General features: G+C 46.6%; 25 protein-coding genes. 15 read left to right on the forward strand and 10 right to left on the reverse strand.

The genetic code is table 11. The annotated features are described in order from the left end of the window. The first annotated feature begins 41 nt into the window (after positions 1 to 41). The 6 genes from prmA to ppk1 all read left to right on the forward strand — a co-directional run bounded on the left by prmA (position 42) and on the right by ppk1 (position 6,306). Positions 42 to 938: a 50S ribosomal protein L11 methyltransferase gene (gene prmA, locus J3U64_RS04495; RefSeq protein WP_100151707.1), complete on the forward strand. Its 897-nt coding sequence runs from the start codon at positions 42 to 44 to the stop codon at positions 936 to 938. A 121-nt stretch (positions 939 to 1,059) separates the two neighbouring features. Further along, positions 1,060 to 1,857 carry a hypothetical protein gene (locus tag J3U64_RS04500; protein WP_267404285.1) on the forward strand — a complete coding sequence of 266 codons (798 nt, stop codon included), beginning with the start codon at positions 1,060 to 1,062 and terminating at the stop codon, positions 1,855 to 1,857. Then, positions 1,854 to 3,191 carry an amino-acid N-acetyltransferase gene (gene argA / locus J3U64_RS04505; protein ID WP_267408453.1) on the forward strand — a complete coding sequence of 446 codons (1,338 nt, stop codon included), beginning with the start codon at positions 1,854 to 1,856 and terminating at the stop codon, positions 3,189 to 3,191. Before J3U64_RS04500 ends, argA begins: the two co-directional genes overlap by 4 nt. A gap of 62 nt (positions 3,192 to 3,253) precedes the next feature. Further along, a complete protein-coding gene (locus J3U64_RS04510) occupies positions 3,254 to 3,526 on the forward strand; it encodes an oxidative damage protection protein (RefSeq protein WP_100140344.1) in 273 nt (90 codons plus the stop codon). Between the two features lie 73 nt (positions 3,527 to 3,599). Further along, the gene (locus J3U64_RS04515; RefSeq protein WP_267404281.1) at positions 3,600 to 4,151 is read left to right on the forward strand and encodes a serine O-acetyltransferase; all 552 of its coding nucleotides are present in this window, start codon (positions 3,600 to 3,602) and stop codon (positions 4,149 to 4,151) included. Positions 4,152 to 4,236: 85 nt separating this feature from the next. After that, positions 4,237 to 6,306, forward strand: coding sequence for a polyphosphate kinase 1 (ppk1, locus tag J3U64_RS04520; protein ID WP_267408454.1), 2,070 nt, complete (start codon positions 4,237 to 4,239; stop codon positions 6,304 to 6,306). Between the two features lie 127 nt (positions 6,307 to 6,433). Here the strand turns inward: ppk1 and dut are convergent, their stop codons facing one another. Both dut and coaBC read right to left on the reverse strand, forming a co-directional pair. Beyond that, positions 6,434 to 6,895 (reverse strand): dUTP diphosphatase, encoded by a 462-nt coding sequence (dut, locus tag J3U64_RS04525; protein WP_100140347.1) that lies wholly within the window; start codon positions 6,893 to 6,895, stop codon positions 6,434 to 6,436. Between the two features lie 60 nt (positions 6,896 to 6,955). Beyond that, complete coding sequence (gene coaBC / locus J3U64_RS04530) at positions 6,956 to 8,143, reverse strand: bifunctional phosphopantothenoylcysteine decarboxylase/phosphopantothenate--cysteine ligase CoaBC (protein WP_267408455.1); 1,188 nt, start codon at positions 8,141 to 8,143, stop codon at positions 6,956 to 6,958. Between the two features lie 527 nt (positions 8,144 to 8,670). On the opposite strand from coaBC, the gene J3U64_RS04535 reads away from it, so the two are divergent. The 5 genes from J3U64_RS04535 (at position 8,671) to J3U64_RS04555 (ending at position 13,904) form a co-directional block, all read left to right on the forward strand. Then, on the forward strand, positions 8,671 to 9,801 hold the full coding sequence (locus J3U64_RS04535; RefSeq protein WP_100140349.1) for an ABC transporter ATP-binding protein: 1,131 nt from the start codon (positions 8,671 to 8,673) through the stop codon (positions 9,799 to 9,801). Positions 9,802 to 9,820: 19 nt separating this feature from the next. After that, complete coding sequence (locus tag J3U64_RS04540) at positions 9,821 to 10,789, forward strand: ABC transporter permease subunit (RefSeq protein ID WP_267408456.1); 969 nt, start codon at positions 9,821 to 9,823, stop codon at positions 10,787 to 10,789. Next, complete coding sequence (locus J3U64_RS04545) at positions 10,782 to 11,666, forward strand: ABC transporter permease subunit (RefSeq protein WP_267404269.1); 885 nt, start codon at positions 10,782 to 10,784, stop codon at positions 11,664 to 11,666. The genes J3U64_RS04540 and J3U64_RS04545 overlap by 8 nt, the downstream gene beginning before the upstream one ends. Positions 11,667 to 11,740: 74 nt before the next feature. Continuing rightward, positions 11,741 to 13,054: an NAD(P)/FAD-dependent oxidoreductase gene (locus tag J3U64_RS04550; protein ID WP_267408457.1), complete on the forward strand. Its 1,314-nt coding sequence runs from the start codon at positions 11,741 to 11,743 to the stop codon at positions 13,052 to 13,054. Between the two features lie 67 nt (positions 13,055 to 13,121). Continuing rightward, positions 13,122 to 13,904: a hypothetical protein gene (locus J3U64_RS04555; protein WP_267408458.1), complete on the forward strand. Its 783-nt coding sequence runs from the start codon at positions 13,122 to 13,124 to the stop codon at positions 13,902 to 13,904. Positions 13,905 to 14,005: 101 nt separating this feature from the next. Here J3U64_RS04555 and fnr read toward each other — a convergent pair whose 3' ends face one another. After that, entirely contained in the window at positions 14,006 to 14,746 is a 741-nt protein-coding gene (gene fnr / locus J3U64_RS04560; protein ID WP_100140354.1) for a fumarate/nitrate reduction transcriptional regulator Fnr, read from the reverse strand. Between the two features lie 264 nt (positions 14,747 to 15,010). Here fnr and hemN point away from each other — a divergent pair, with 264 nt between their 5' ends. Both hemN and J3U64_RS04570 read left to right on the forward strand, forming a co-directional pair. Further along, positions 15,011 to 16,396 (forward strand): oxygen-independent coproporphyrinogen III oxidase, encoded by a 1,386-nt coding sequence (gene hemN / locus J3U64_RS04565; protein WP_267408459.1) that lies wholly within the window; start codon positions 15,011 to 15,013, stop codon positions 16,394 to 16,396. A 441-nt stretch (positions 16,397 to 16,837) separates the two neighbouring features. Continuing rightward, positions 16,838 to 17,473 (forward strand): NUDIX hydrolase, encoded by a 636-nt coding sequence (locus J3U64_RS04570; protein WP_267408460.1) that lies wholly within the window; start codon positions 16,838 to 16,840, stop codon positions 17,471 to 17,473. Here the strand turns inward: J3U64_RS04570 and J3U64_RS04575 are convergent. Further along, positions 17,462 to 18,082 (reverse strand): NAD(P)H-hydrate epimerase, encoded by a 621-nt coding sequence (locus tag J3U64_RS04575; protein ID WP_267408461.1) that lies wholly within the window; start codon positions 18,080 to 18,082, stop codon positions 17,462 to 17,464. The genes J3U64_RS04570 and J3U64_RS04575 overlap by 12 nt on opposite strands. Positions 18,083 to 18,122: 40 nt before the next feature. Beyond that, positions 18,123 to 18,482: a dihydroneopterin aldolase gene (gene folB / locus J3U64_RS04580; protein WP_267408462.1), complete on the reverse strand. Its 360-nt coding sequence runs from the start codon at positions 18,480 to 18,482 to the stop codon at positions 18,123 to 18,125. A gap of 58 nt (positions 18,483 to 18,540) precedes the next feature. On the opposite strand from folB, the gene plsY reads away from it, so the two are divergent. Next, on the forward strand, positions 18,541 to 19,143 hold the full coding sequence (plsY, locus tag J3U64_RS04585; protein WP_267408463.1) for a glycerol-3-phosphate 1-O-acyltransferase PlsY: 603 nt from the start codon (positions 18,541 to 18,543) through the stop codon (positions 19,141 to 19,143). A gap of 62 nt (positions 19,144 to 19,205) precedes the next feature. Here plsY and J3U64_RS04590 read toward each other — a convergent pair whose 3' ends face one another. From J3U64_RS04590 to J3U64_RS04610, 5 genes are all read right to left on the reverse strand, one after another. Beyond that, complete coding sequence (locus J3U64_RS04590; RefSeq protein WP_267404255.1) at positions 19,206 to 19,880, reverse strand: DedA family protein; 675 nt, start codon at positions 19,878 to 19,880, stop codon at positions 19,206 to 19,208. A 19-nt stretch (positions 19,881 to 19,899) separates the two neighbouring features. Further along, positions 19,900 to 21,261 carry a phosphoglucosamine mutase gene (gene glmM / locus J3U64_RS04595; RefSeq protein WP_267408464.1) on the reverse strand — a complete coding sequence of 454 codons (1,362 nt, stop codon included), beginning with the start codon at positions 21,259 to 21,261 and terminating at the stop codon, positions 19,900 to 19,902. Positions 21,262 to 21,558: 297 nt separating this feature from the next. Beyond that, positions 21,559 to 22,419, reverse strand: a complete 861-nt coding sequence (folP, locus tag J3U64_RS04600; RefSeq protein WP_267408465.1) for a dihydropteroate synthase — start codon at positions 22,417 to 22,419, stop codon at positions 21,559 to 21,561. A gap of 382 nt (positions 22,420 to 22,801) precedes the next feature. After that, positions 22,802 to 24,778, reverse strand: coding sequence for an ATP-dependent zinc metalloprotease FtsH (gene ftsH / locus J3U64_RS04605; RefSeq protein WP_100140364.1), 1,977 nt, complete (start codon positions 24,776 to 24,778; stop codon positions 22,802 to 22,804). Between the two features lie 79 nt (positions 24,779 to 24,857). Continuing rightward, positions 24,858 to 25,484: an RlmE family RNA methyltransferase gene (locus J3U64_RS04610; protein ID WP_267408467.1), complete on the reverse strand. Its 627-nt coding sequence runs from the start codon at positions 25,482 to 25,484 to the stop codon at positions 24,858 to 24,860. 341 nt (positions 25,485 to 25,825) lie between these two features. Between J3U64_RS04610 and yhbY the strand changes: the two genes are divergently transcribed. Further along, positions 25,826 to 26,116: a ribosome assembly RNA-binding protein YhbY gene (gene yhbY / locus J3U64_RS04615; RefSeq protein WP_267390602.1), complete on the forward strand. Its 291-nt coding sequence runs from the start codon at positions 25,826 to 25,828 to the stop codon at positions 26,114 to 26,116. Positions 26,117 to 26,165 lie beyond the last annotated feature (49 nt).

The raw sequence follows: 26,165 nt of genomic DNA on the forward strand, positions 1-26,165 counted from the left end.
CTGAAGTTTTATAAAACATCCAATTACGGTAATAAAAAGCCATGCACTACCAACAAGTTGTCATCACAGTTTCTCAGGAGCAGGTAGACAGACTCTCCGACGCGCTGATAGAAAACGGTGCCCTAAGTACAGCCATTGAAGACGCCAATGCCGGCAACGAGAATGAGCAGCCAATTTTTGGCGAGCCGAATATGCCTGCCGAACAAGTGTGGCAACAAAGCAATATCGTGGCACTGTTTGATGAAAATGCCGATATCGAAGCGATTGTTTCTGCTGCTGCACGCGATTGTGCCTTTCCAATGCCCCAGTATTATCTAGAGACTATTCCAGAGCAGGACTGGGTAAGACTGACACAGTCGCAGTTTGACCCGATTCAGATTTCATCTCGCCTGTGGATTACGCCATCTTGGCACCAGCAGCCAGCCGATACAGACATAATCAATCTGCAACTCGACCCCGGTTTGGCCTTTGGTACCGGTAGTCACCCAACAACTCATTTGTGTCTGCAATGGCTGGATAAAAATATACGTGGTGGCGAAACCCTGCTTGATTATGGCTGCGGCTCCGGCATTCTCACCATAGCAGCTCTAAAACTGGGCTGTGGCCGTGCTTGTGGCGTTGACATTGACTCGCAGGCGCTTCGTGCCAGCGAAGACAATGCACTTCAGAACCATGTCCATGCCGAGTTTTATCTGCCGGACGACCTTCCGCCCGAACAGCAGTTTGATATTGTCGTTGCTAATATTCTGGCCAATCCGTTGCGGTTATTGGCGCAGATGCTGGCTGAACGCACCCGTACGGGCGGCCAGATCGTACTTTCGGGTATTCTGGCTGAACAGACAGAAGAGCTCAGTGAAATCTATCAGCAATGGTTTGATCTGAATTCGCCCAGAACACTAGAAGGCTGGGTATGCATTACTGGCCGCAAAAGAGCATAATAAAACTGCTTAGTCATTTGCCTTATGGCACTGGTATGGCATACTGACACAGAATAATGGCTCCTTACGTTTGACAGAACAGAATTACTCCTTTTAATTATATTGGTTTGCTGAAATAATCATGTCTAAAACAATTACTGTTATTTGTCCCAAATGCCATACAGAAAATACCGTTGCAACCCCACCGCGCGACGGGGGACGTGTTGTGTGTCAGCAGTGTCAGCATCAATTTACGGTGGTCTCAAAAATCCGCACCAATAAAAACGTCACCCCGCCAGCGTCAGCCGGTAAAAAACAGAACTCAGCTGCCGAGAAACAAGTACCAAATGCTGATGAGGTCATGGATATGCTTTCCAGCGCACTGAATCTCAATCAGCCCAGTAGCAGACGGGCACAAATATTTACCAGTGCACCTACCCCTAAAAACACGGCTGTCATCGACAAACGGCCGAATTTGAATACCCTACTGAATCAGGTATCCAACAAAATAGAAATCCGTTTGCCTACTGTAACCGAACCGGAACCAGAGCAGCTGCATAAGCCTCAGCCACAGCTAGCCAGCAGCGAACTGCTGCTCAATCCGGCACCGATACCACAACCGGAAAAAGAAACACCGGCCACAAGCAACACTCCGATACCGGTTGCCGAAGAAAACACTACTAACATTTCCATGAACAGCAATGTGAATAACCTGAATAATCTTGTTTTTACCTTATTGCCTAATGACAATCCAAATCAGGCGGATGTACCATTATTGCTCAATGATGCTATCGAAAAAACCGATGCCATCCACGCCAAAACCGAATTCTTGCATCACCAGCAGGACAAATTATCCAAAGAATTTAACTGGACACTGGCCACCATTGTTGCACTTACTGTGCTAATGATGCAGTTATTTTATTTAATGGCAGTAAAATGAGCACCTCAACAGGTAATCAGGACAATTTTCACAATCACCGTTTTGTTCACGACTTTCGCCAAGCCTCACCGTATATTCATCATCTAAACGGTAAAACAGTGGTACTGGCCATCAGCAGCCACGTACTGGTCAGCAACAAACTACCTGCACTAGCCGCCGATATTCTGCTACTGACCAGTTTGGGTATGCGCTTGGTTATCATTCACGGTTGCAGCCAGTTTATACAGGCTATAGCCGGTCAGAACACAGCCAACAGCATCGACGAAAATCCCATTACCGATGAACGCGCTCTGGAATTAGTCAAACAAGCCAGCGGCATTGCCCGTTTTAATCTGGAAGCTGCCTTGTCGATGATACCGACACAAGTTATGGAGCACAGTGCACCCAATGTACGTCTTGCTGGCGGAAATTTTCTGCGCGCCAAACCATTAGGCGTGATTAACGGTGTCGATATGAGTTACAGCGGCTGTGTTCGTAAAGTTGATGCAGCCGCCATTGAAGAACGGCTGGCTCATAATCAGCTAGTATTAATCAGCCCGATAGGCCACTCGCTTAGTGGCCAGTGCTACCGTTTGCAGGTCAATGAAGTTGCTCAGGTAGTGGCAGAAGCCATTCATGCAGAAAAACTGATTTTTTTGGGTACACAGCCGGGTTTGCTCGATGAACAGCAGCAAACCATCAGTGAACTCAATTGCATTGAAATCAGCCAATTGCTGGCCAAGAGCGTAATGAATAAACGCCAGACCGAACTTTTGCAGACAGCAGCACACGTACTGGAGCATGGCGTACAACGCGTCCATGTAGTATCCGGTCTACAGGACGGCAGCTTGCTACAGGAGCTTTTCACGCGTGAAGGTAGCGGTACGGCAATGGCTAAAGCGCCGTTTATGCGTGTGCGGCCGGCTGAAAACAAAGACATTGGTGATATCCTGCAACTAATTGCCCCGCTGGAGGCAAGCGGTATACTGTTGCCGCGCGACAGTGAATATATGGAAAACCACATTCAAGAGTTTTTCGTGCTCGAGCAAGATTGCTACGTATACGGCTGTGTAGCACTGCATGTTTACCCTGAGGCACAAGCCGGCGAGCTGGCATGCCTGATTGTTTCTCCGTCTGCTCGCGCACGCGGATATGGTGAACTATTACTGGCACATGTTATTAAACAGGCACGGCAATTGCAGCTTCAAACATTGTTTGCGTTAAGTACCCACACCGGTGACTGGTTCGTCGAGCGCGGCTTTACCTCAGCCACACTGACGCAATTACCTCTAGAGCGGCAGCAGCAATACACCAGCAATAAACGCCAGTCTAAAATATTTAGCCGTCAGCTTTAAACGCAACCAGCCCAAAATCTTTTACAATCTACCTTTTCCCCGATTGCCATAAAGGAAGACACATGAGTCATATGGTGCATTGCGTCAAACTGGGCAAAGAAGCACCCGGATTGAAATTTCCGCCTTTCCCCAATGAACTAGGTAAACGCATTTACGATAATGTATCGCAGGAAGCCTGGGACGGCTGGTTACGTTATCAAACCATGATTATTAACGAAAACCGGCTTAGTCTGGCAGATCCACGTGCGCGTCAATATATCACCCAGCAAATGGAAAATTACTTCTTCGGAGACGGCGCCGACCACATCAGCGGTTACACTCCACCAGAAGAATAATCAGTAAAGGCTGTCAGCCTGCTTAGCAGGTACACAGCCTTTTCCTTTGCCAGAATAAGGTAAGACAGTTTTTATGGTGATACAGCTTATTAAAAGTGATTTATATCGTTACAGTGGCCGAACAGATTGGCGTGCTTTCCTACGTCATTATCTATGTAATCGTGGCTTTCGATTTACCTGCTGGCTGCGGCTGGCTTCAGCCACAAGCACATGGCGCAAATTGGCTTACCCGATGTATGTCTGGCAGAAGCACCGCAGCGGTATCATCATTAGCCCGCGTACGCCCATCGGCTATGGACTGTATATCGGTCATGGTGGTCCATTAATCATTAATAGCAGCGCACGGCTGGGTGAGAATGTCAACCTGTCCCCCTATACTGTTATCGGTGCCAACAACGGACCGGCAGCCAGAATAGGCAACAATGTCTACATTGGTCCTAACTGTAACCTAATTGAAAATGTTCACATCGGCGACAACGCCACCATTGGTGCGGGCAGTGTCGTTACCAAAAACATACCAGCCAACGCCACCGCTGCCGGAAATTATGCCAAAGTTCTGAATTATCATCAGCCCGCACAGTTTATCCACAACCGCTGGCCACCAATGGCAGCAGACAAAACTTGACCTACAGCCAAAACAGTGCGAATGTTAACTAATTAACACCAAACTGACACTCTCTTACTCTAAATGACAGTAACAGGTATGCTCCATGTCCGAAACTAAGCCGCATCTACTCTGTCGTGAACTCAGCCTGCTCGCATTCAACCGTCGCGTTCTGGCACAGGCACAGGCACAGGATACACAGGTTCCACTGCTCGAACGTTTACGCTTTTTGTGCATCGTTTCCTCCAATCTGGATGAATTTTTCGAAGTACGCATGGCTTGGCTGCGCCGTACCCGTGCTTTGTCACCACATACCCCTCTGGCCAACGGCGAACTGCCGGACACCGTTATTGCCCATGTCACCAAAGAAGCACATGCCATCATTGCTGAGCAATATCGCCTATTCAACGACGAATTGATTCCAGCTTTACGTAATGAAGGCATATCTTTTTATCCACGCAGTGCATGGAGCGAAGCTCAGCGGCAATGGGTAGCCGATTATTTCCGCCATGAGCTGTTGCCCATTCTGACACCTATTGGACTGGATCCGTCGCATCCATTTCCGCGCTTACTCAATAAATCACTGAATTTCGCCGTCGAGCTGGAAGGAAAAGATGCTTTCGGACGCACAGGGGGAATGGCCATCGTACAGGCACCGCGCATTCTGCCGCGGGTACTGAAAATGCCTAGAGAATTATGCAACGGCCACGATGGTTTCGTATTCCTGTCTTCCATTTTGCATGCTCATGTACATACCCTCTTTACCGGCATGACCGTAAAAGGCTGCTACCAATTTCGCATCACCCGAGATAGCGACTTAAGCGTGGACGAAGAAGATCTGGAAAATTTGCGTACTGCGATAGCCGGTGAACTACAGGGACGCCAGTACGGTGAGGGTGTGCGGCTTGAAGTAGCCGACAACTGTCCGGCACATGTATACGATTTTTTACTCAGCCACTTTCATCTCGGACGAGATGAACTGTATCGAGTGAATGGGCCGGTGAATCTGGTACGTCTGATGGCGGTACCCGATATGGTAGAACGTAACGATTTAAAATTTACTCCCTTTATCCCAGGCACACCAGCCTTACTGAGTAAAAACCGCGATCTATTCAGCATCATTAGCCAGCGGGATGTTCTGCTGTATCACCCTTATCAGTCTTTTGAGCCAACAGTGCGTCTGATTCAAGAAGCAGCGGATGACCCACAGGTTGTCGCCATTAAAATGACCATCTACCGTACCGGCAGTAACTCCGATTTAGTCAAAGCACTGATGAAAGCAGCAGTAAGTGGCAAACAAGTTACTGTCGTTGTCGAACTGATGGCACGATTTGATGAAGAAACCAACCTAAACTGGGCTGGCCAGCTAGAAGCAGCCGGCGCCCACGTTGTCTATGGCGTCTTCGGCTACAAAGTGCATGCCAAAATGGCACTGATTGTACGCCGTGAAGAAGGTATCCTGAAACGTTATGCTCATGTCAGCACTGGCAATTACCATCAAGGTACCAGCCGCATCTATACAGATCTCGGCCTGATGACCTGCAACCGCGATATCAGTGTCGATGTCAACACCGTATTCATGGAAATCACCGGACTGGGGCAATCGAATCATCTGAATAAAATCGCGCAGAGCCCATTTACGCTGCACAAAATGCTGCTTGACAGCATCAACGGCGAAATCGAACAAGCAAAAGCCGGTAAAACCGCACGCATCATAGCTAAAATGAATGCACTGGTCGAACCCACCATAGTCGAAGCATTATATGCAGCCAGTCAGGCTGGGGTGCAGATCGAATTGATTGTGCGTGGGATGTGTGTGCTGCGCCCTGGCGTAAAAGGCCTGTCGGAAAATATTCGCGTGCGTTCCATTGTCGGCCGTCTGCTCGAACATGCACGGGTATTCTATTTTGAAAATGGTGGTGATACCAAAGTCTGGATATCCAGCGCCGACTGGATGGGAAGAAATCTCTTTCGCCGCGTGGAAATCTGCACACCAATCGAAACACCAGAGCTGAAACAACGTATAATTAAGGAAACACTGATGCTCGCTTTGGCCGATAATCAGTGTGCGTGGCAAATGCAGCCGGATGGTCAGTATCAGCGTATTAAACCAGCCACCAACGAACAGCCAACCAATATGCAAAATTTGCTGATTGAACGCTATCGGCAGCAATAAAGCGGTGAAACACTCTAAGAGCCATAGAGCTGAAATAATATTGCAGCAAGCAGTTTAGCCAGTGCCATGGCAAAAAAAGCAAGGTTATCCGTTTGGATACCTTGCTTTTCTTTTACTTAATCGTTAATTATTGATGACCGGTACTGCCAAAACCGCCTTCGCCTCGATTACTGCGAGCAAATTCATCAACCACAGTGAACGCGGCCTGCATCACCGGCACAATCATCATTTGTGCAATTCGTGCCAAAGGCTCAATCACGTAAGCCTCCTGACTGCGATTCCACAATGATACTTTCAGTTCTCCCTGATAATCTGAATCAATCAGCCCCACCAAATTACCAAGCACAATACCATGCTTATGTCCCAAACCAGAGCGCGGTAGTATTAGGGCTGCGTAGCCTGGGTCAGCCAGATAAATCGCCAGACCAGTAGGCAACAGACAACTTTCTCCCGGTTGTAAAGTAAGCGGAGCATCAATACAGGCACGTAAATCCAGACCTGCTGAACCAATAGTAGCATATTGGGGTAACTGCTCCGCCATTAGCGGATTCAATATCTTAACTTGTACAGATAACTCAGAAGCACTCATAACTCGTCTTTAAATAAATTTCACACAAAAATACCACTTGCAATCTACTGGCAGAATCAATTAGCGCTGAACCAAAAGCTGAGCAAGCCGCTCAATAATAGCAATTGCCGTATCGTCTTTACTCATTTGCGGCAAAACGGTTTCTTGTTCATCATCCAATAGTATCACTTGATTTGTGGCTTTACCCATGGCCTGACTAACCTCATTCGCAACCAACAGAGGCACACCTTTCTTCACTCGCTTAGCACGTGCATGTTCCAGCACATGCTCACTTTCAGCAGCAAATCCAACACAGAAAGGTGCATCCGGCCGGCCGGCTACCGTAGCGAGAATGTCAGGATTTTCCGTAAGTTCAATTACCGGCACCTTTTGTCCAGCCTGTTTTTTTAGTTTATGTTCACTACGGTTGCTAACCTTGTAATCGGCTACCGCTGCTACCGCAATAAATACATCCTGATGTGGCAATAATCGTTGTACTGCTGCCAGCATCTCGTCAGCACTGCTTACCTGTTCAGCAAAAGCCATCCCAGCTGCCAGCAGCGTCTGAATCTGTCCGTACACCAGAGAAACACTCGCACCAGCAGCGCGGCAAGCCCGCGCTAGAGCCATACCCATCTGTCCGCTTGATATATTGGTAATCCCGCGCACTGGATCAATAGCCTCAAATGTTGCTCCGGCTGTAATCAAGACACGCTTTCCAGCCAGCAGCGGCACTGTCCATACATCAGCCAGCAATTCAGCCAATTCGGCCGCTTCGAGCATACGCCCGCTTCCCACCTCACCGCAGGCCTGCTCTCCATCAGCCGGTCCTAGTATCTGTATCCTATCCTGTCGCAACAAAGCTAAATTGCGTTGATTGGCCGGATTATTCCACATTTGTACATTCATAGCTGGCGCCACTGCCAGCGGGCAACTGCGTGCCGAAGCCAACGTGGTAAGCAAATTATCCGCCATCCCATGGGCAATTTTAGCCAGAGTATTTGCAGAAGCCGGCGCAATCAGCATCACATCAGCCTGACGGCTCAGATTAATATGTGCCATACCATTACCGGATAAACCATCATGCGTATCCAGCAACACCGGTTCTCCGCTCAGAGCCTGAAAAGTAGTCGGGCTGACAAAATCAGTGGCTGCCTTTGTCATCACCACATTCACCTGATGTCCTGCCTTTTTCAGCAGCCGAACCAGCTCGCAGCATTTGTATGCAGCAATCCCACCACAAATACCCAACAATACCTTCTTCTTCATTACGCATACCCTGAACTAGCCTGCAGCAAAAGCAACAGACAATTAAGCTGAACAGACAGAAAAATAAAACAAACTATTTGATTAATAGAAAAAATTTTTGCATAATCAATCAACACCGCCTACAAGCTTGACAGCTGAAAACGACGCACGTTGACTATAGCCCTGCAACAAATTGACTACCCCAGCCTAAACGAAAATATAACAGACAATTATTACATGGTACACTAAGCAGCACAGCGGCTGCCAGCCACACCACAGCCAATCATCACAGCCATACCAAATCCTAACAAAAATTAATTCAGGTTAGTAAATTACCACTAAATACCTGATTTCATGCTAAGTTATACCCTAAGTGGAGAATTTAATTGTATTAACACTTAAATTTCATTGCCCCACACAAAATGCTTGCATACAATGCCTCCCCTAAAGCAGGAGCAGAATCGTTTTTGCACCGTTCTTTACACATTACTGTAAACATCCCTATGCCGAGCATTGGCTGGAACGATTTTTCTGGAGTAACACATATCATGAGCGAAAACGCAACCACCAAGCCAGGTGCCGATCCCGCACATTACTTACAGATTAAAGACATTGTCAAAACCTATGGCGACAACTACGCTGTAGACCATGTCAACCTTACCATCAAAAAAAATGAAATCTTCGCTTTGCTTGGCAGCTCCGGCAGTGGGAAATCAACGTTGTTACGCATGCTGGCTGGCATGGAAACGCCCACACAGGGACAGATTATCCTAGATGGTGAAGACATCACCAAATTGCAGCCCTACGACCGCCCCATCAACATGATGTTCCAGAGCTATGCACTGTTTCCACACATGAGCGTTGAACAAAACATCGCATTCGGTTTGAAACAGGATAAGCTACCGAAAGATGAAATCAGTGCACGGGTAGAAGAAATGCTGCGTCTAGTGCAAATGACAAAATACGCCAAACGCAAACCACATCAGCTTTCCGGCGGCCAGCAGCAGCGTGTTGCACTGGCACGCAGTCTGGCCAAACGCCCTAAACTACTGCTTCTGGACGAACCGCTGGGTGCTCTCGATAAAAAACTGCGTCAGCAAACTCAGCTCGAACTAGTAAACACTTTGGAAAAAGTGGGCGCCACCTGCATTATGGTTACCCATGATCAGGAAGAAGCCATGACTATGGCCTCACGCATCGCCATCATGTCTGATGGACAATTGCAGCAAGTCGGCACGCCTTCCGATATTTACGACTACCCCAACAGCCGTTTTACTGCTGAATTCATGGGTGAAACCAACATCCTTGCCGGCAAAGTGACTGAAGACGGTGCCGACCACACCATTATTCATTGCCCCGACCTGCAACAGCTGGTTTATCTCGGACACGGCATTAGTGGTCCAGAAGATCAAAACATCTGGTTATCCATTCGCCCCGAAGATATCAACATTTATCGCGAACAACCGCAGCAGGAATACAACTGGACAGCCGGTATTGTGAAAGAAATTGCCTATCTCGGCAGCTTCGGTATTTTCCATATCCAATTACCATCCGGCAAAATTATCAAAAGCCAAGTTTTATCCTCCTACTGGGAACAATACAGCATTCCCATGCCCACATGGGAAGAAAAAGTTTACATTAGCTGGCCAGACAATCAGGCAAGCCCGCTGACCCACTAACAGCCGCAGGAGCTTAAACATGAACTGGTTTAACCGTCTCAAAGGCCTGCGTCCTTCACAGGGTCTCGTTATAGGCATTCCTTACATCTGGCTGCTGGTACTATTTCTGGTACCATTTTTCATCGTACTCAAAATCAGCTTTGCCGAACAGGATATTGCCATTCCACCGTATACCCCGCTGTATCACATCGACGGCGAACTGGGTCGGGTAAACATATTGGTCAGCTATCAGAATTACGCCGATATCTTCAGCGATTTTTGGCATTCACTCGGACAAATGCTGCTCGGTAATCGCGGCGACAACATTTACCTGCTGACATACTGGTTATCCATTAAAACCGCCCTTACTACCACTGTAATCTGCCTGCTTGCCGGCTATCCGATTGCTTACGCCATCGCGCGCGCACCTGAAAAAATCCGCAACGGTCTGTTACTGACTATCATGCTGCCATTCTGGACCTCATTTCTGCTGCGAGTTTATGCGTGGATGAGTCTGCTCGGCCATAACGGCATCATCAATACCTATTTAATAAAATGGGGACTGATCAGCCATCCGATAGACATGTTTTACAACTCATTTTCCCTGAATCTCGTCATGGTATACGCTTACCTGCCATTTATGATTCTGCCTTTGTACACCCAGTTGGTAAAACTGGATAATCGCCTGCTCGAAGCAGCCGCAGACTTAGGTGCCGGCCCGATTAAAGCCTTCGTATCCATCACCTTGCCCTTATCCAAAGCCGGCATCATTTCCGGCTCCATGCTGGTATTTATACCCGCCGTAGGCGAATTTGTGATTCCTGAGTTGGTAGGCGGTCCTGAAAATCTGATGATTGGTAAAGTTTTATGGCAGGCATTCTTCGACCAAAACAACTGGCCGCTAGCTTCTGCCGTAGCCGTCATCATGGTAATGCTGCTGGTTATCCCAATTGCTTTATTCCACCGTTACGAAAATCGTGAAATTGAAGAAGGAGCCAACCATGCATAAGCACACATCGTCTTGGTTTCTAAGAGGCATGCTGTTTTTGGGATTGGCTTTTTTGTACATGCCACTGGTTATTCTGATTATCTATTCCTTCAACAACTCAAGGCTAGTCACCGTATGGGGCGGCTTTTCTACCCAGTGGTACGGCAAGTTATTACAAAATGAGCAGATACTGGATGCCGCATGGTTGTCAGTACGTATAGCCCTGTGTTCGGCCGCAGCAGCCGTTATTCTGGGCACACTCGCTGGCTACGCCCTCTCACGCATCAAGCGTTTCCGAGGCAATACCCTGTTTGCGGGTATGGTATCCGCACCAATGGTGATGCCTGACATCATCACTGGCCTGTCTATGCTGTTGCTGATTATTCAGGTACAGATGCTGTTACAAAACAGCGCTTTCAGCTTTTTGTATTTCGAACGCGGCTTTTTTACTATTTGGCTAGGTCACACCACCCTGTGCATGGCTTATGTAACAGTGATTATCCGCTCGCGTTTATCGGAGCTGAATCAGTCACTGGAAGAAGCAGCCAAAGATCTTGGCGCAAGGCCATTAAAAGTATTTTTCTTGATTACCTTGCCATCCATCGCACCAGCCATCGCTTCAGGTTTTCTGTTATCCATCACCCTGTCACTGGACGATTTGGTTATAACTTCCTTCCTATCCGGCCCCGGCTCCTCCACCTTACCCATGATAATTTTCTCCAAAATCAAACTGGGTCTGGATCCACAAATGAACGTACTGGCCACCATCATCATTGCATTGGTCGGCACACTGGTTATCGGCATCAACTACTTCATGATGAGGCAAAATACCCGTCGCGAACGCGAAATGGCCGAGGCCTATCGCCAGAGTCAACTACTGGAAGCCAGTAAATCATAATATCCCAGCAAAGCAGTTATCCAGACAAACGATAACTGCTTTTTTATTTCTGCACTCAGATTCCCACCATACTCATGTCTGACACATTCCTTTCAGCCGAACCAGTATATAGCTACTATCAGGCCAGCCAGCACCAACACACACAATATCCGAGCTTACAAGGTCTTTTAGAAGTAGAAACATGCATCATCGGTGGAGGTCTCAGCGGTATTGGCACTGCCTTACCACTGGCTCAGCAGAATCGCAGCGTTGCCCTTATAGAAGCAGCACAGATTGGCTACGGAGCTTCCGGTCGCAATGGGGGTCAGGTAATTTATGGCTATGCAGCTGAAATGAGCAAGATAGCTAGTATGATTGGCCAGCAAAATGCACAGACCTTATGGAAGTGGAGCTGCGAAGCCGTCAATCTAGTAGAACAGCAAATACGGGAATACAACATAGATTGCGACTGGCAGCGCGGCTATGCTCATGTTGCCATTCGCCCGCACCATATGCATGCTTTAACAGCATGGGTAAAGGAAGCAGCCACAAACTACCAGTTTCACGATTATCAAATTTGGAATCAGACTCAGTTACAACAACAATTGGCCAGTGAGCGCTACTGTGGGGCTATTTTTGACCAGCTGGCTGGGCATCTGCATCCGCTTAATTACACCCATGGGCTGGCAAAAGCTGCCGCCAGCGCAGGGGCATTATTATTCGAACATTCACCCATGCTCAATCTTGAACCATGGCAACACGGCTATCGTATCACCACACCGAATGGCTCTATAGTTTCCAAAAACGTGGTACTAGCCGTTAACGCCTTTATACGTAGCCTGCACCACCCTCTTACTCAAACACTGGAAAGCAAAATTCTGCCGGTAGGCACCTACATGATTGCCACTGAACCACTAGGTGAACAAGCACAGCAGCTTATTCGCAACAACATGGCCGTATGTGATACCCGCTTTGTACTGGATTATTTCCGCCTCAGTGCTGACAACCGACTACTTTTCGGCGGCAAAGTCAATTATTCCGGCCGAGAACCTGCTCAGCAACAACTTATACGCAGCATGCGCAGCGATATGCTAAAAGTGTTTCCACAGCTGAATGACGTACGAATAGAATATACTTGGGGCGGACGGGTAGACATTAGCATGAATCGAGCTCCTCATTTCGGCCGTCTCAATCCACAACTTTATTTTTTACAAGGATTTTCCGGTCACGGCATGGCTGCTACCGGGCTAGGTGGGCAGATAATTGCCGAAGCCATCAGCGGAGATGACAGCCGCCTGCGTTTATTTGAAACCATCCCGCATCGAAACTTTCCGGGTGGTAAGCTGCTGCGCCTACCGTCACAATGGTTGGGCGTTGCTTATTACCGTCTAAAAGATTTATTACCTTAAATTAAAGAGTAACCAACCCAACTATAGTACAATCAATTCCCAGTTTTAAAATTCAGCAGTAAATTACATGTCCGTTTCCGATACTCATGCTTTTTATCAACACGCTCTAGAACAATGCCTACGCATACAAACCGGCCTGATGCAAAGCCATACACTGGCAAACGGAGAAAAAGTTTGGGTTCGGCAGGCAGGGGCACGCAACAGTATATGGCGCTATCGCTTATTAAAAATTATTCAGAAAATCAGTGGAATAGACATTCTACTACCCGTACCCAATCTGGGTGGTATATCCTCATTGCAAACCGAAGCAACCCGCCTGCAAACACTTAGCACAGCTGGGGTACAGGTACCGACTATTCTGGCTCAGCAGCCTGATGCTTTGATGATTAGCCACATGGGCGAACACAATCTGGAAAAAGAGTGGAAAAAGCAAAAATCCGAGCCTGAAATCCTGCTGCAACGCTGGCAACTTGGCCTTAACGCGATAGAAGATGTTCACAGGCGCAACCAATATCTAAGTGAAACCTTTGCCCGCAACATGATTTATATCAACCATAACAGCATTGGCTTTATAGATTTTGAAGACGATCCATTGTCTGTAATGACTTTGCCACACTGCCATGCACGCGATTGGTTATGCTATCTACATTCCGGAGCTCGTTTAATGCAGGATTTTGGCGTTGCCGAACAGGCAAAAGCATTGTGGGACAGTATTCTACAACAACAGCCACAAGAGGTGTTTCAGACAGTAGCCAAAAGCCTGCGTAAGATTCGTTGGATGCGCCATTTCAACGCCAACATTTATGGTAAGGACACAATCAAACTGGCCGCCATGGCTACTTTTGCCTAAGCCCAGATTTTCACGTTCTTCCTGCACAGATCAAGCATTTAAAGCAAAAGGCTGTAGCCATCTTCAGAGCTACAGCCTTGTTTTTTACTCAGCTTGAAAATTTATCCAACTGCCTTCTGACAATGCATAACCATCTCCTGCAACATCCACGGCTGCAACAGCTGAATATGTTTATGCTCCACTTTAATCCAGCCTTCTTGCTGGAATTTCGACAAAGTACGACTTACCGTTTCCAGCTTTAGTCCCAGATAGCTGCCAATTTCTTCACGTGACATCCGCAAAATAAAATCATTGGCGGCAAATCCACGGAAACTCAAGCGATGCGACAAATTAACCAAAAAGCCGGCCAAACGTTCTTCTGCACGCATATTGCCCAGCATTAGCATCAGTTCCTGTGTGCGGAGAATTTCCTGACTCATCAAACGATAGAAATGTATCTGCAATGAAGGCAACAAACTACCGGCATCCTCCATATTATTAAACGGCAGCTCACACACCTCACTATCTTCCAGCGCCACCGCATCACAGCCATGATTGTTGTTACAAATACCATCCAGACCGAGCAATTCACCAGACATAAAAAAACCAGTCACCTGATCCCGCCCATCCTGACTATTGACTATCGTTTTAAAAAAGCCGGTACGCACAGCAAAAATTGCTGTGAAAGGTTCACCGGCACGAAACAGATATTCACCTTTTTTCAGGCGACGGCTCTGGCGAATAATTGCCCCAAGATCAGTGAGTTCACGTTCTTTCAGCATCACCGGCATACAAAGAATATGCAAAGAACATTTCTCACACAGTTTTTGAACTATTTCGCCCTGTTTATGCAATCTGATCATAATTAATTTATTAAATACCGGTTATTTTCTGAGAAAGAACATCTATAACAACACATTGACACAAATCAAAATTATTTAAAACAATCATTCACTATACTGACATAATCAATTGAAATTTGCATCAGACCCTGTTCTAATGCAGAATAGACCTGATATGTAGCCAATGCTTTACTTTACTCGCGCATGTGCTTATTCTACCACAAATAATTATCACTCTTATCTATTTCCACCGAGCTTGCAAGCTAGAATAATCACTACCAACATATGAACACACGACGCTTCAACATCGAATTTGACCGCAACCTCATCGCATCCCTACCATCATCCGGCCCACGCTACACATCCTACCCCACAGCAGACCGCTTCAACACCAGCTTTACCGCAGCACAATTAAAGTCTACCTTACAACAAAACATAGGCATACAGCCTGTATCGCTGTACGTACACGTTCCGTTCTGCAATACCATATGCTATTACTGCGGCTGCAATAAAATCATCACCAAAGACACCAGCCGTGCTGATCTCTATATTCAGTATCTAGACAAAGAGCTGGCTTTACTGGCTCAGAACTGGCCGGGTAAGCCTTTACTGGCACAACTGCATTTCGGCGGAGGTACGCCCACCTTCCTCAATAACGAGCAGCTAAGCCACATCTTTGCCAGCATCAGCCGCTACTTCACGCTCACAACAGACGGCGAATATTCAATCGAAATAGACCCACGTAAAGTTACCGCTGATACCGTTGCCCATCTGGGCAAACTTGGTTTTAACCGCATGAGCGTCGGTATTCAGGATTTCAATCCTGCCGTACAGCAAGCGGTTAACCGCATTCAGAGCGAAGCCGAAACTCGGGACGTCATCGAAGCCGCGCGCTGTAATGGCTTTCATTCAGTCAGTGTGGACTTAATCTACGGCCTACCGCATCAGACAGAAGCATCTATGCACTGCACACTCAGACACGTGCTGGAACTAATGCCGGATCGTATCGCCATGTATCACTATGCCCACCTGCCACATCTGTTTAAACCACAACGGCGCATAGATACCAACGCTGTACCAGACAGCAGAGTCAAACTGGATATTCTGCAAAACACCGTTCAGTACCTGCTGGAACAAGGCTACATTTTTATCGGTATGGATCATTTTGCCAGACCAACCGACGAACTGGCCATCGCTCTGTCAGAGGGACGTCTACAACGCAATTTTCAAGGGTATTCTACGCACGCTGATTGCGATTTAATTGCTATAGGGGTGTCCAGCATTAGCAAAATTGCTAACACTTATAGCCAGAATGAAAAAGAACTCACAGCCTACTATCAAGCACTAGATGAAAACCGCCTACCGGTAATGCGTGGATACCAGCTCAACGCTGATGATATTCTGCGCCGGCAAGTCATACAGGATTTAATGTGTCGCTTCCAGCTCAGTTTTCAAGATTACCGCGAAGCCATGCAGAAGCCTTTTCAAACCTATTTCGCAGCTGAACAGACTGATTTACAGCAACTTTCGCAATTAGGACTGCTCAACCTCTCGGATGATCAACTTCAAGTTACCCCCAAAGGACGTCTGCTGATACGCAACATCGCCATGATATTTGACTACTACCTGCGACAAAAACGCACCGAAGCCCAATATTCGCGTACATTATAGTGAGTTGAATTCATCAGCAAGCACTCGTTTACCCGTAGCAAAGCTAATGTTGCCAGAATTAATAAAAGCAACTGCAGCTAGGGTTTGCTTTTACTGAATAATAAATAATCTTAACTGTTAAAATTCATTCAGTTCTCAGGGCAAATCACAACATTTGTAAACAGGTTTTAACTTTTTTCATTGCGTAATTCCTGAGCTGCCCAACGTACATCATACTGCCACGTATAATGCAAACTTCCTGATGCGTTTAATTCATGCTCATATTTATCCAATATATTAACATGTTATAGTTAAAACCTTCTGGATCCAACTAAATTATTCAAAGCTACAATCAAATTTAATTTGATCATTTCGCTTTATCCATTGCTTATCTACATCGCTTCTGGCTATTTAAGCACAAAACATATATATATTATATAAATGCACATACTAGCCAATATCATGTTTCCCACAACAGACAGCCTCAACCAATTCTTGCATTACGCCAGTAATCATACAACTGCGCATACGCTACTAAACCAACCCCAGCAATCCTTGCGTCAGTTATCAATTACCTATCGACAAGCTGCAGTGCTCATGCCCTTCGACTGGAATCAAGGCACGCCACAAATCTGGCTCAGTCAGCGCAGTCAGCAGTTGCGGCAGCATAGCGGACAAATTGCTTTTCCTGGTGGACAACTGGAAGCTAATGAAACCCCAATCTGCGCCGCACTGCGCGAAAGTAAAGAAGAAATCGGATTGAATTCCAGCCAGTGGCATCTGGCGGGCACACTACCACCTTGTTATCTACCCAGCGGATTTAAAGTCGTGCCAGTACTGGCCTGGAGTAAAGCACAATTACATTGGCAAGCCAATCAGGCTGAAGTTAGTGACATATTTGCTGTGCCCCTGTCCATTGTTCTGGACAGTAGTCTGTATCAGCAAAGCACTTTTCAATACCAGCAACTTTGGTTTCCAGTTTATCATTTACACCATCAGCAACGGCATCTATGGGGAGCCACCGCAGCTATGTTACTGCACATGGCGCAATGTTATCAGGCATGGTGCAGCAGCAGATCAGTGGCATCAGTCAGATAAGTCAATGCACTGTATCTCACCACATAAAGGCACTGCCTGTGCCAAGCAGTGAGCCGGTTTTAATGCCTGGAAAGCATAAGTCAGCTGTGCCTGAAAACTGCCAGCAGCTACTTTATCCCCATCTCCGGCCAAACCACTGGGTATATCCAGTGTCACCCTGAATACACTGGCTTGCGCCACAGTAGCAAAACACTGCATTACCACCTCAGGCAGCTCACCTCTGAATCCAGTTCCATACACCGCGTCCACTATCAGCTGCATTTCTGGCAACACTTTGTTTAACTGCATAAGCTCGGCATAAACCACCTCTGCAGGCAATCGAGTCCTATTTACCTCTGCCAGAGGTGACAATTGCTGCCCTTGCAACCACATAATTGTCACCGGCCAGTGGTGTTCGGACAAGATACGAGCCAGCACCAGACCATCACCGGCATTATTACCTCTACCACAAAGTACCAGCGTATGCTGAGGATAAGAAATACGGTTCATCAAATCAGCAGCAGCGCGACTGCCAGCATGTTCCATCATTCGGGCATAGCTCAGACCAGTTCGGTTTTGCTCATCTTCCCATGCCTTCATCTTTGCTACAGTCCATATCAGAGCAGACATATCTTTTCCTCTAAAACATCTACCACTGTGTTCTGCCCGTTCAGACCGCCAGACGCGAGCGCTCAATCAACACACCAACCTCTTTAACACCAGCCAAAATACCCGGTTTTATCACTTTAACTCGTACCCACAAGGCACCAAAACGCGTCAGTATAAATTGCGCTATATATTCAGCCAGCGCTTCCAGCAATAGAAACTCCTCTTCAGCCAGTGCTTCGCGCAAATTTTCTACCACTTTGGCGTAATGAATTGTATCGTCAATATTATCGCTATGTGCAGCCTGACGGAAATCAGTACCGATATCCAGATCCAACAGCAACGTCTGTCGCTGCTGGCGCTCCCACTGATAAACCCCAATCAGCGTCTGCGCAGTCATGCCATGTAAAAAGATAGTATCCATGTACAACCCTCTGAGCTAAAATGCAAACCCTCAGATTGTAGACTAAAGAAACCATTTTATGGCCAATTACTTTGCGATTATCGGAGCTTATTTGCTCGGTTCCCTGTCTTTTGCCGTGATTGTGTCGCGCTGCATGAGCATGCCTGACCCGCACAGCTACGGTTCCGGCAACCCCGGAGCCACCAATGTCTTGCGCAGTGGCAGAAAAAGTGCCGCTGCCCTGACCTTGCTTGGAGATGCACTGAAAGGCTGGCTGGCTGTGTGGCTGGCCATCCATTTCCAGACAGCATGGCAAATAAGTAACGATACCATCGCTATCACAGCTATTGCAGTTCTACTCGGCCATATGTGGCCAGTATTTTTCAAATTCAAAGGTGGCAAGGGCGTGGCCACAGCATTGGGTATACTTCTTGCTCTATCATGGCCTACTGCCTTACTCTGTGCCGGTGTATGGCTAATTATGGCCTTTGGTTTCAAAGTTTCTTCACTGGCTGCGCTAATCGCTACCCTGATTAGCCCTTTTATCGCTTGGTGGCTGATACCGCACACCAGCTGGGTATATGCTGTAGTGGTAATTGATTTACTTGTACTCTGCCGTCACAAAAGCAACATAAAAAATCTGTTTAGCGGTCGTGAGAGTAAAATTGGTCAAAACAAATAAATCATTCAGCTGCAACCAATAAAAAAGACAGTCAGCAGACTGTCTTTTTTATACTATCAAACTTATTTCAAGTCTTGACGCTGCTGTTTACGCGTACGCCTACGTTCACGAATTTCAGCAATCTTACGTTTAAAAAATTGTATACGCTGTCTTTTTTTCCACCAGTAATACATCAAAGCCAGCACACCTACAGCAATAAGCAAATATACCACAGCCTGAAACTGATGCACTTTATGCATTAGCCAATCAATATTCTCCGCACCATATTCACCCAGATAAACCCATACCGGTACAGAAATCATTGCTGCCAGACCATCCATCAGCAAGAATTTCAGAATCGACACCTTACCACTGACACCTGCTGTGATATAAATCGGCGTACGCAATCCGGGCAGAAAACGAGCAATAAACAGCACTCGACTACCGTATTTATCAAACTTATCCTGTACCTGAGCATAACGTTTAGGCGTCATCACCCGCTGTACGAAACGGAATTTCAGAATACGATGGCCAAACACCCGTCCGGCTGTAAACATCAAGCCGTCGCCCACCAGCACACCAGCCATACCCACCAAAAACATTGTGTGGACATGTGCATGGCCCAGTCCGGCGATTACCCCTCCGGCAACCAGCGTTAGATCTTCCGGTACCGGCACGCCGAAGCCACAAGCTACCAGCACCAGAAAGACCGCAGCATAGCCATACTCAGTAAAAAAAGCTTCCAGCAAAGCAAACATAAAATGTCCGTTCTTCCTTCTATCCGGCCGGACAGATTCTGTCAGCCGCACCTGCTTCAATCGCAGCAGCAATTTTTTCTGCAGCCTGCCGCGCAACTTCATTCTGGCGTGCTTCAACCATTACCCGCACCACCGGTTCTGTACCTGAAGGACGCAGAACTACCCGGCCATCTTCACCCAATTCTACTGATACCTCATCTGCCACGGGATTAGCCACACTTTGCCAGTCCTGCCCAGGCTCAATATGCACATTAATCATCGTTTGGGGAAAAGGCTGCCAATCCGTCAGTATACTGGCCAAATCCAGCTCCAATTCCTGCATGGCTGCAAAGACCTGTAAAGCTGCAATAATGCCATCACCAGTATTATGCTTATCCAGACAAACGATATGGCCTGAAGCTTCTCCACCTAGCGACCATTGATGCTGATGCAACTGTTCCAGAACATATCGGTCACCCACTTTAGCACGGACAAAATCTATTCCTTGCTTACTAAATGCCTGCTCCATCGCCAGATTCGTCATTGCGGTACCCACCACACCACCATGAAGACAGCCGGATGCTGCACGTGCCTTGGCAATAACATAGATTAGCGCATCACCATCGTAGACTTTGCCGGTTTTATCCACCATCATCAGACGGTCACCATCTCCATCCAGCGCAACACCATAATCTGCTTCGTTTTGCAATACAGCTGCCTGAAGTGATTTTGTATAAGTAGCGCCGATTTTCTGATTAATATTATAACCATCCGGTTTATCACCGATGCATACCACATCGGCACCCAATTCATGGAAAACCTTCGGCGCCACATCATAAGCAGCACCATTGGCAGTATCAATCACCAACTTCATGCCGCGCAGATTAAGATGGCTCGGAAAAGTGGACTTACAAAATTCAATATACCGATCAACAGCGCCATTAATACGCCGCGCACGGCCAAGCTGGCTGGAGGGCACTGTCTGCATTGGTTTTTCCAACTCAGCTTCAATCTCCAGCTCCAGATGATCGCTCAGCTTTATTCCGCCCTCTGCAAAAAATTTAATTCCATTATCATGGTAAGGATTGTGCGAAGCCGAAATCATCACACCACAATCCAGACGTAAAGCACGAGTCAGATATGCGACACCTGGGGTAGGCAAAGGTCCGGTAAGCAGTACATTAACACCAGCTGCAGTAAAACCAGCCTCCATCGCAGCCTCGAGCATATAGCCAGAGATACGGGTATCCTTACCAATCAGTACAGTGGGTTGATGATCCGTTCCATGCTGCACCAGCACATGACCTGCCGCATAAGCCAATTTCAGTACAAATTCAGGCGTAATCGGAAACTTACCAACCTCACCTCGCACCCCGTCCGTACCGAAATATTTCTTTGCCATTACCTGCTCCGACCAAATAAAACAAAATTGTTATTGTAGAACAGGCACGCCTGTTCAGTCAGTAAATAAAATGGTATTTGAGACCTCAAAAACAAGCCATTTTATCTACAGCATACTATTTACCCAATCAATATTAGCCTAACAAATGTGCAGAATACTTATTCTGTAGATTGGCTCAGGAAATCTTGCGTACTAAATGCCAGCATAAAACCGTTTTCTGCCAAACCTACACTTATTCATTACTCAAATATTTTATCAGAACAAAAAAGTGGAACCATATTGATTAAAGCGGCTAAATTAAACACCAAAGCCCAAGGCAGACCATATCTGTAAACCCTGTCTTGTTTCGCGCACATCATGGACTCGCACAATAGCTGCTCCGCGTGCCACTGCGGCTACCGCAGCCACCACACTGCCTGCCACTCGCTGTTGCGGCTCGCTTTCGGCCGTCAGCAGACCAATCATTGTTTTACGCGATACCCCTATCAAAGCCGGACAGCCACTCATTTCCTGCCATGTAGCAAAATGCTGCATCAAAGCAATATTATGCTCCAGCGTTTTACCAAAACCAAAGCCAGGGTCTATTGTCAGGCGCTCACGGCTAATTCCGGCCTGTTCACATACCTGTACTCGTCGGTGTAGATAACTTCCCACTTCGGCCACTACATCTTCATATACCGGATTATGCTGCATATTTTCCGGTTTTCCCTGCATATGCATCAAACACACACCCACATCTGGCTGCTGAGACAGCACCGTCACCGCATCAGCATCTTCAAGTGCCTGAATATCATTGATACCATCAGCCAGTTGCGCTTCGAGCAATCGGCGCATCACCCATGCCCGCCGTGTATCCACCGTTACCGGCACATTCCATCTTCTTAATTCACGCAATAGTGGTTCAATCCGAGCCCATTCTTCCTCCGGAGAAACATAATCAGAACCCGGACGCGAGCTTTCGCCGCCAACATCTAAAATATCTGCCCCGTCTTTCAGTAATTGTTCCGCATGATTCAGAGCCACGGTCAGTGAAGTATTGTAACGACCACCATCAGAAAAAGAGTCCGGCGTTAAATTAACAATCCCCATGATTTTTGGCTGCTTCAAATCTATTTGAAATCGGCCACACTGCCAGTGAGCATGCTTTAAATTATTCATAACTAATTACTATCTTTCTGCACTAATTAATAACACTACACCTTAATTACTTTCTTACTAATACAGCTAAGCATCATTGCCGGCACATCAAAACTTTTTGTACTTAGTGTCCATCTCAAACTGAAAAAAAGGCAACTCATTCATACCCATAGACCAGTAGCCTATCAACAGCCTGTGAATATAAATTAAATTACATACATTTATCATCTAGACGAATTTTTTCATTTTGCTTAATTAGCTTTTATTACCAGCTCATAACATCATCATTCACAAGGCTAAATATCATAATAATAACCAAATATCATACTATGAGAAATATTCAACAATACTGCTTGCAGATGTAAAAAACGGCAGCTTTGGCTGCCGTTGTAAAACAAATATATTATTGCTCTGACTTCTGCTCTGGTTCAGGCGCTTTCGAGCCAGCATCAGCTGTGTCCGCCGGTACCTGCGCATTTTCACTAGCTGAAGCTTCTGCTACAGGTTGCTCGGTTTCAGCTTCTTTTACAACATTATCACTGTAGTCCTTTGGTGGACTGGGCTGCTTACCAGCCATAATTTCCAGTACCTGATCACGATCAATGGTTTCCCACTCAATCAGTGCTTTAGCCATGGTATGCATCTTGTCACGGTTTTCATCCAGAATCTTATAAGCAACTTCATATTGCTCATCAAGAATACGCCGCACTTCAGCATCCACTTCCTGCATGGTTTTTTCAGAAATATTTTTCGACTGCGTTACGGAACGGCCAAGGAATACTTCATTCTCATTTTCACCATAAACCACCGGCCCCATCTTCTTCGACATCCCATAACGCGTCACCATTTCTCGCGCAATCTGAGTCGCCCGTTCGAAGTCGTTAGAAGCACCGGTAGACACGCGACCAATAAACAGCTGCTCCGCGATACGACCACCAAACAGAATGGAAATCTGATTCAACATCTGGTCTTCATACATACTGATACGGTCACGTTCCGGCAACTGCCAAGTCAGACCTAATGCACGACCGCGCGGCATAATCGTTACTTTATGCACAGGGTCAGTATAGTCCAGCGTTTCTGCAACCACTGCATGACCGGATTCATGGTAAGCAGTAGCTTTTTTCTCGTCCTCATGCATCACCATAGAGCGACGTTCCGGTCCCATATAAATTTTATCTTTAGCATCCTCAAAGTCGCTCATGTCTACTTTAGTTTTGTTGCGACGACCAGCAAACAGCGCAGCCTCATTCACCAAATTGGCCAGATCAGCACCGGAAAATCCAGGCGTACCACGTGCCAGCACCGGTAGATCCACTGATTGATCCAGCGGTACTTTATTAGCATGCACTTTTAGAATCTGTTCACGGCCACGAATATCAGGCAAAGGAACCACAACCTGACGGTCAAAGCGACCAGGACGCATCAGTGCCGGATCCAGCACATCCGGACGGTTAGTAGCAGCAATCACAATAACTGTTGTATTGCTTTCAAAACCATCCATTTCCACTAGCAGCTGATTTAATGTCTGCTCACGTTCATCATTACCACCACCTAAACCAGCACCGCGCTGGCGGCCTACTGCATCAATTTCATCGATGAAAATAATACACGGAGCATTTTTCTTTGCCTGCTCGAACATATCGCGCACACGTGAAGCACCCACACCGACAAACATTTCTACAAAATCAGAACCTGAAATACTGAAAAAAGGTACCTGAGCCTCTCCGGCAATTGCCTTAGCCAGCAAAGTTTTACCAGTACCAGGGCTACCACACATCAGAATACCACGGGGCACACGGCCACCCAGCGTCTGATAGCGTTGCGGTGCACGCAGATAATCCACAATTTCCTGAACTTCTTCTTTTGCCTCATCACACCCTGCCACATCGGCAAAGGTAATTTTATTGGCTTCTTTATCCAGTAAACGGGCACGGCTTTTACCGAAAGAAAAGGCACCGCCTTTTCCGCCGCCGCCACCCTGCATAGAGCGCATAAAATAGAACCATACCCCGATCAGCAGCAATACTGGCAAAAGACTGAAAAATAGATTAGTCAGAAATCCCGGTTTTTCTTCCGGAATCACATTGACACGGATATTCTTCGCCATCAGATTACTAACAAAATTAGTTTCCAGCGGAGTCGGCGCATTAGTCGTAAAGGCTGATTTATCATTGCGCAAGCCTTTAACTTGGAAGCCATTAATCACCGAACCTTCAATATTTACGCTAGCAATCTCACCCTTGTTAACCTGCTGAATAAATTGAGAGTATTCAATCTGCTGTTTACTCTCTTTTTTCTCAGTGATGGCATTGAATGCGGCCATAAGCACAAGCGCCAGCACCAGCCAGACCAAAAGATTCTTTACGGTATTCCGCACTGTCACAAACTCCTAAGGAGGTTAAATAATTGTTGTTTAGAATAGTGAATCTGACCCAAACCTACACAGGCACAGGCCGTCACAACTGTTTTTTACCGCGACCAAGCAGATAAATCTCACTAGAGCGGTCTCGTGAAGCCTTAGGCTTACGAATCATAACCTGAGCAAAGCTGTTTTTCATTAACTGCTGAAACTCTTGCAAACCACTGCCCTGAAACACCTTCACTAGGAAATCTCCATTTTGTTTCAGATGTGCCTGCGCAAACTCCAGACCCAGCTCAGCAAGATACAAACTGCGTGCCTGATCAGTAATGTTATTGCCTGACATATTGGGTGCCATATCACAAATTACAAGATCTAACGCACAGCTGGCTAGCAAACTTTCAAACTGCTGCAGAACTTCATTATTCCGGAAATCACCTTGAATAAACTCCACCCCAGCCACCGGTTCCATGGGCAGAATATCCAACGCAAAAACCTTGCCCTGCTTCCCAGCCAGCTTCACGGCAACCTGCGACCAGCTACCTGGCGCACTGCCAAGGTCAGCCACTACCGCACCAGACTTTATCAGATGATCTTTTTCATTGATTTCCAGCAACTTATAGGCTGCACGAGCTCGATAGCCCTCTTTTTGTGCCAGATGAACATAATGATCATTTACATGCTCATTGAGCCATGCACTGGAAGATTTAGAACGAACACCCATGATACAAATTCTTGAAAAAACTTCATCATTGTATCGTGAAATCGCAACAGAATACAGAGCTTAGCCCGTGTAAAACCGCGAAATTAAGCACAATTAAAAACATGTAGGCTACATCAGCCAGCCTCAAATTATATAAATAACAAATTCTTTAATCTTCTAAAAAACCCATGTTTTACCAATTACCCATTGCAAATCAGGACAGACCTACATTATCCTTTTTTCATAGAAAAGGATAGATATTAACTATAAAAATTTGTCCGCCTCAATTAGAATAGCTCAATCTGAACTTAACCTGTGTATCTGCTCAACCAATTAGCCGATACAGCGATATGGAAACTTAAATGGCAACTGACAAATTAAACAGCAAAGATAAAATGGCATTGAAAGCGCGTGCACATCAGCTGCATGCAGTGGTACTGATTGGCCAGAACGGATTAACAGAAGAAATCATCACAGAAACCAGCCGAAATCTAGATGCACACGAACTGATTAAAGTACAAGTGGCAGGTGACGACCGCACAGCACGCATCGCTATTGCCGAAGCTTTGTGCTCTGCAACAGGCGCTGAACTGATACAACATATAGGCAAACAGCTGGTGTTATATCGACGCAAAACCGAAAAAAATGAATAAACAAAAAGCGATTCATTCTATGAATCGCTTAGTTATTTGAGCGGCGGCA

Origin of the sequence: Snodgrassella sp. B3800, from assembly GCF_026535865.1 — a bacterium.
In the GTDB taxonomy this organism is placed as follows: domain Bacteria; phylum Pseudomonadota; class Gammaproteobacteria; order Burkholderiales; family Neisseriaceae; genus Snodgrassella; species Snodgrassella alvi_E.

Excerpts from the sequence above, each read along its gene's own strand:
- J3U64_RS04555 (WP_267408458.1), top strand. The coding sequence starts at position 13,122 with ATGTCCGTTTCCGATACTCATGCTTTTTATCAACACGCTCTAGAACAA.
- J3U64_RS04500 (WP_267404285.1), top strand. The coding sequence starts at position 1,060 with ATGTCTAAAACAATTACTGTTATTTGTCCCAAATGCCATACAGAAAAT.
- J3U64_RS04575 (WP_267408461.1), bottom strand. The coding sequence starts at position 18,082 with ATGTCTGCTCTGATATGGACTGTAGCAAAGATGAAGGCATGGGAAGAT.
- J3U64_RS04570 (WP_267408460.1), top strand. The coding sequence starts at position 16,838 with ATGTTTCCCACAACAGACAGCCTCAACCAATTCTTGCATTACGCCAGT.
- glmM (WP_267408464.1), bottom strand. The coding sequence starts at position 21,261 with ATGGCAAAGAAATATTTCGGTACGGACGGGGTGCGAGGTGAGGTTGGT.
- ppk1 (WP_267408454.1), top strand. The coding sequence starts at position 4,237 with ATGTCCGAAACTAAGCCGCATCTACTCTGTCGTGAACTCAGCCTGCTC.
- J3U64_RS04540 (WP_267408456.1), top strand. The coding sequence starts at position 9,821 with ATGAACTGGTTTAACCGTCTCAAAGGCCTGCGTCCTTCACAGGGTCTC.
- fnr (WP_100140354.1), bottom strand. The coding sequence starts at position 14,746 with ATGATCAGATTGCATAAACAGGGCGAAATAGTTCAAAAACTGTGTGAG.
- J3U64_RS04515 (WP_267404281.1), top strand. The coding sequence starts at position 3,600 with ATGGTGATACAGCTTATTAAAAGTGATTTATATCGTTACAGTGGCCGA.
- J3U64_RS04550 (WP_267408457.1), top strand. The coding sequence starts at position 11,741 with ATGTCTGACACATTCCTTTCAGCCGAACCAGTATATAGCTACTATCAG.
- dut (WP_100140347.1), bottom strand. The coding sequence starts at position 6,895 with ATGAGTGCTTCTGAGTTATCTGTACAAGTTAAGATATTGAATCCGCTA.
- hemN (WP_267408459.1), top strand. The coding sequence starts at position 15,011 with ATGAACACACGACGCTTCAACATCGAATTTGACCGCAACCTCATCGCA.
- J3U64_RS04535 (WP_100140349.1), top strand. The coding sequence starts at position 8,671 with ATGAGCGAAAACGCAACCACCAAGCCAGGTGCCGATCCCGCACATTAC.
- plsY (WP_267408463.1), top strand. The coding sequence starts at position 18,541 with ATGGCCAATTACTTTGCGATTATCGGAGCTTATTTGCTCGGTTCCCTG.
- J3U64_RS04610 (WP_267408467.1), bottom strand. The coding sequence starts at position 25,484 with ATGGGTGTTCGTTCTAAATCTTCCAGTGCATGGCTCAATGAGCATGTA.
- J3U64_RS04590 (WP_267404255.1), bottom strand. The coding sequence starts at position 19,880 with ATGTTTGCTTTGCTGGAAGCTTTTTTTACTGAGTATGGCTATGCTGCG.
- folP (WP_267408465.1), bottom strand. The coding sequence starts at position 22,419 with ATGAATAATTTAAAGCATGCTCACTGGCAGTGTGGCCGATTTCAAATA.
- prmA (WP_100151707.1), top strand. The coding sequence starts at position 42 with ATGCACTACCAACAAGTTGTCATCACAGTTTCTCAGGAGCAGGTAGAC.
- J3U64_RS04510 (WP_100140344.1), top strand. The coding sequence starts at position 3,254 with ATGAGTCATATGGTGCATTGCGTCAAACTGGGCAAAGAAGCACCCGGA.
- J3U64_RS04545 (WP_267404269.1), top strand. The coding sequence starts at position 10,782 with ATGCATAAGCACACATCGTCTTGGTTTCTAAGAGGCATGCTGTTTTTG.
- yhbY (WP_267390602.1), top strand. The coding sequence starts at position 25,826 with ATGGCAACTGACAAATTAAACAGCAAAGATAAAATGGCATTGAAAGCG.
- folB (WP_267408462.1), bottom strand. The coding sequence starts at position 18,482 with ATGGATACTATCTTTTTACATGGCATGACTGCGCAGACGCTGATTGGG.
- argA (WP_267408453.1), top strand. The coding sequence starts at position 1,854 with ATGAGCACCTCAACAGGTAATCAGGACAATTTTCACAATCACCGTTTT.
- coaBC (WP_267408455.1), bottom strand. The coding sequence starts at position 8,143 with ATGAAGAAGAAGGTATTGTTGGGTATTTGTGGTGGGATTGCTGCATAC.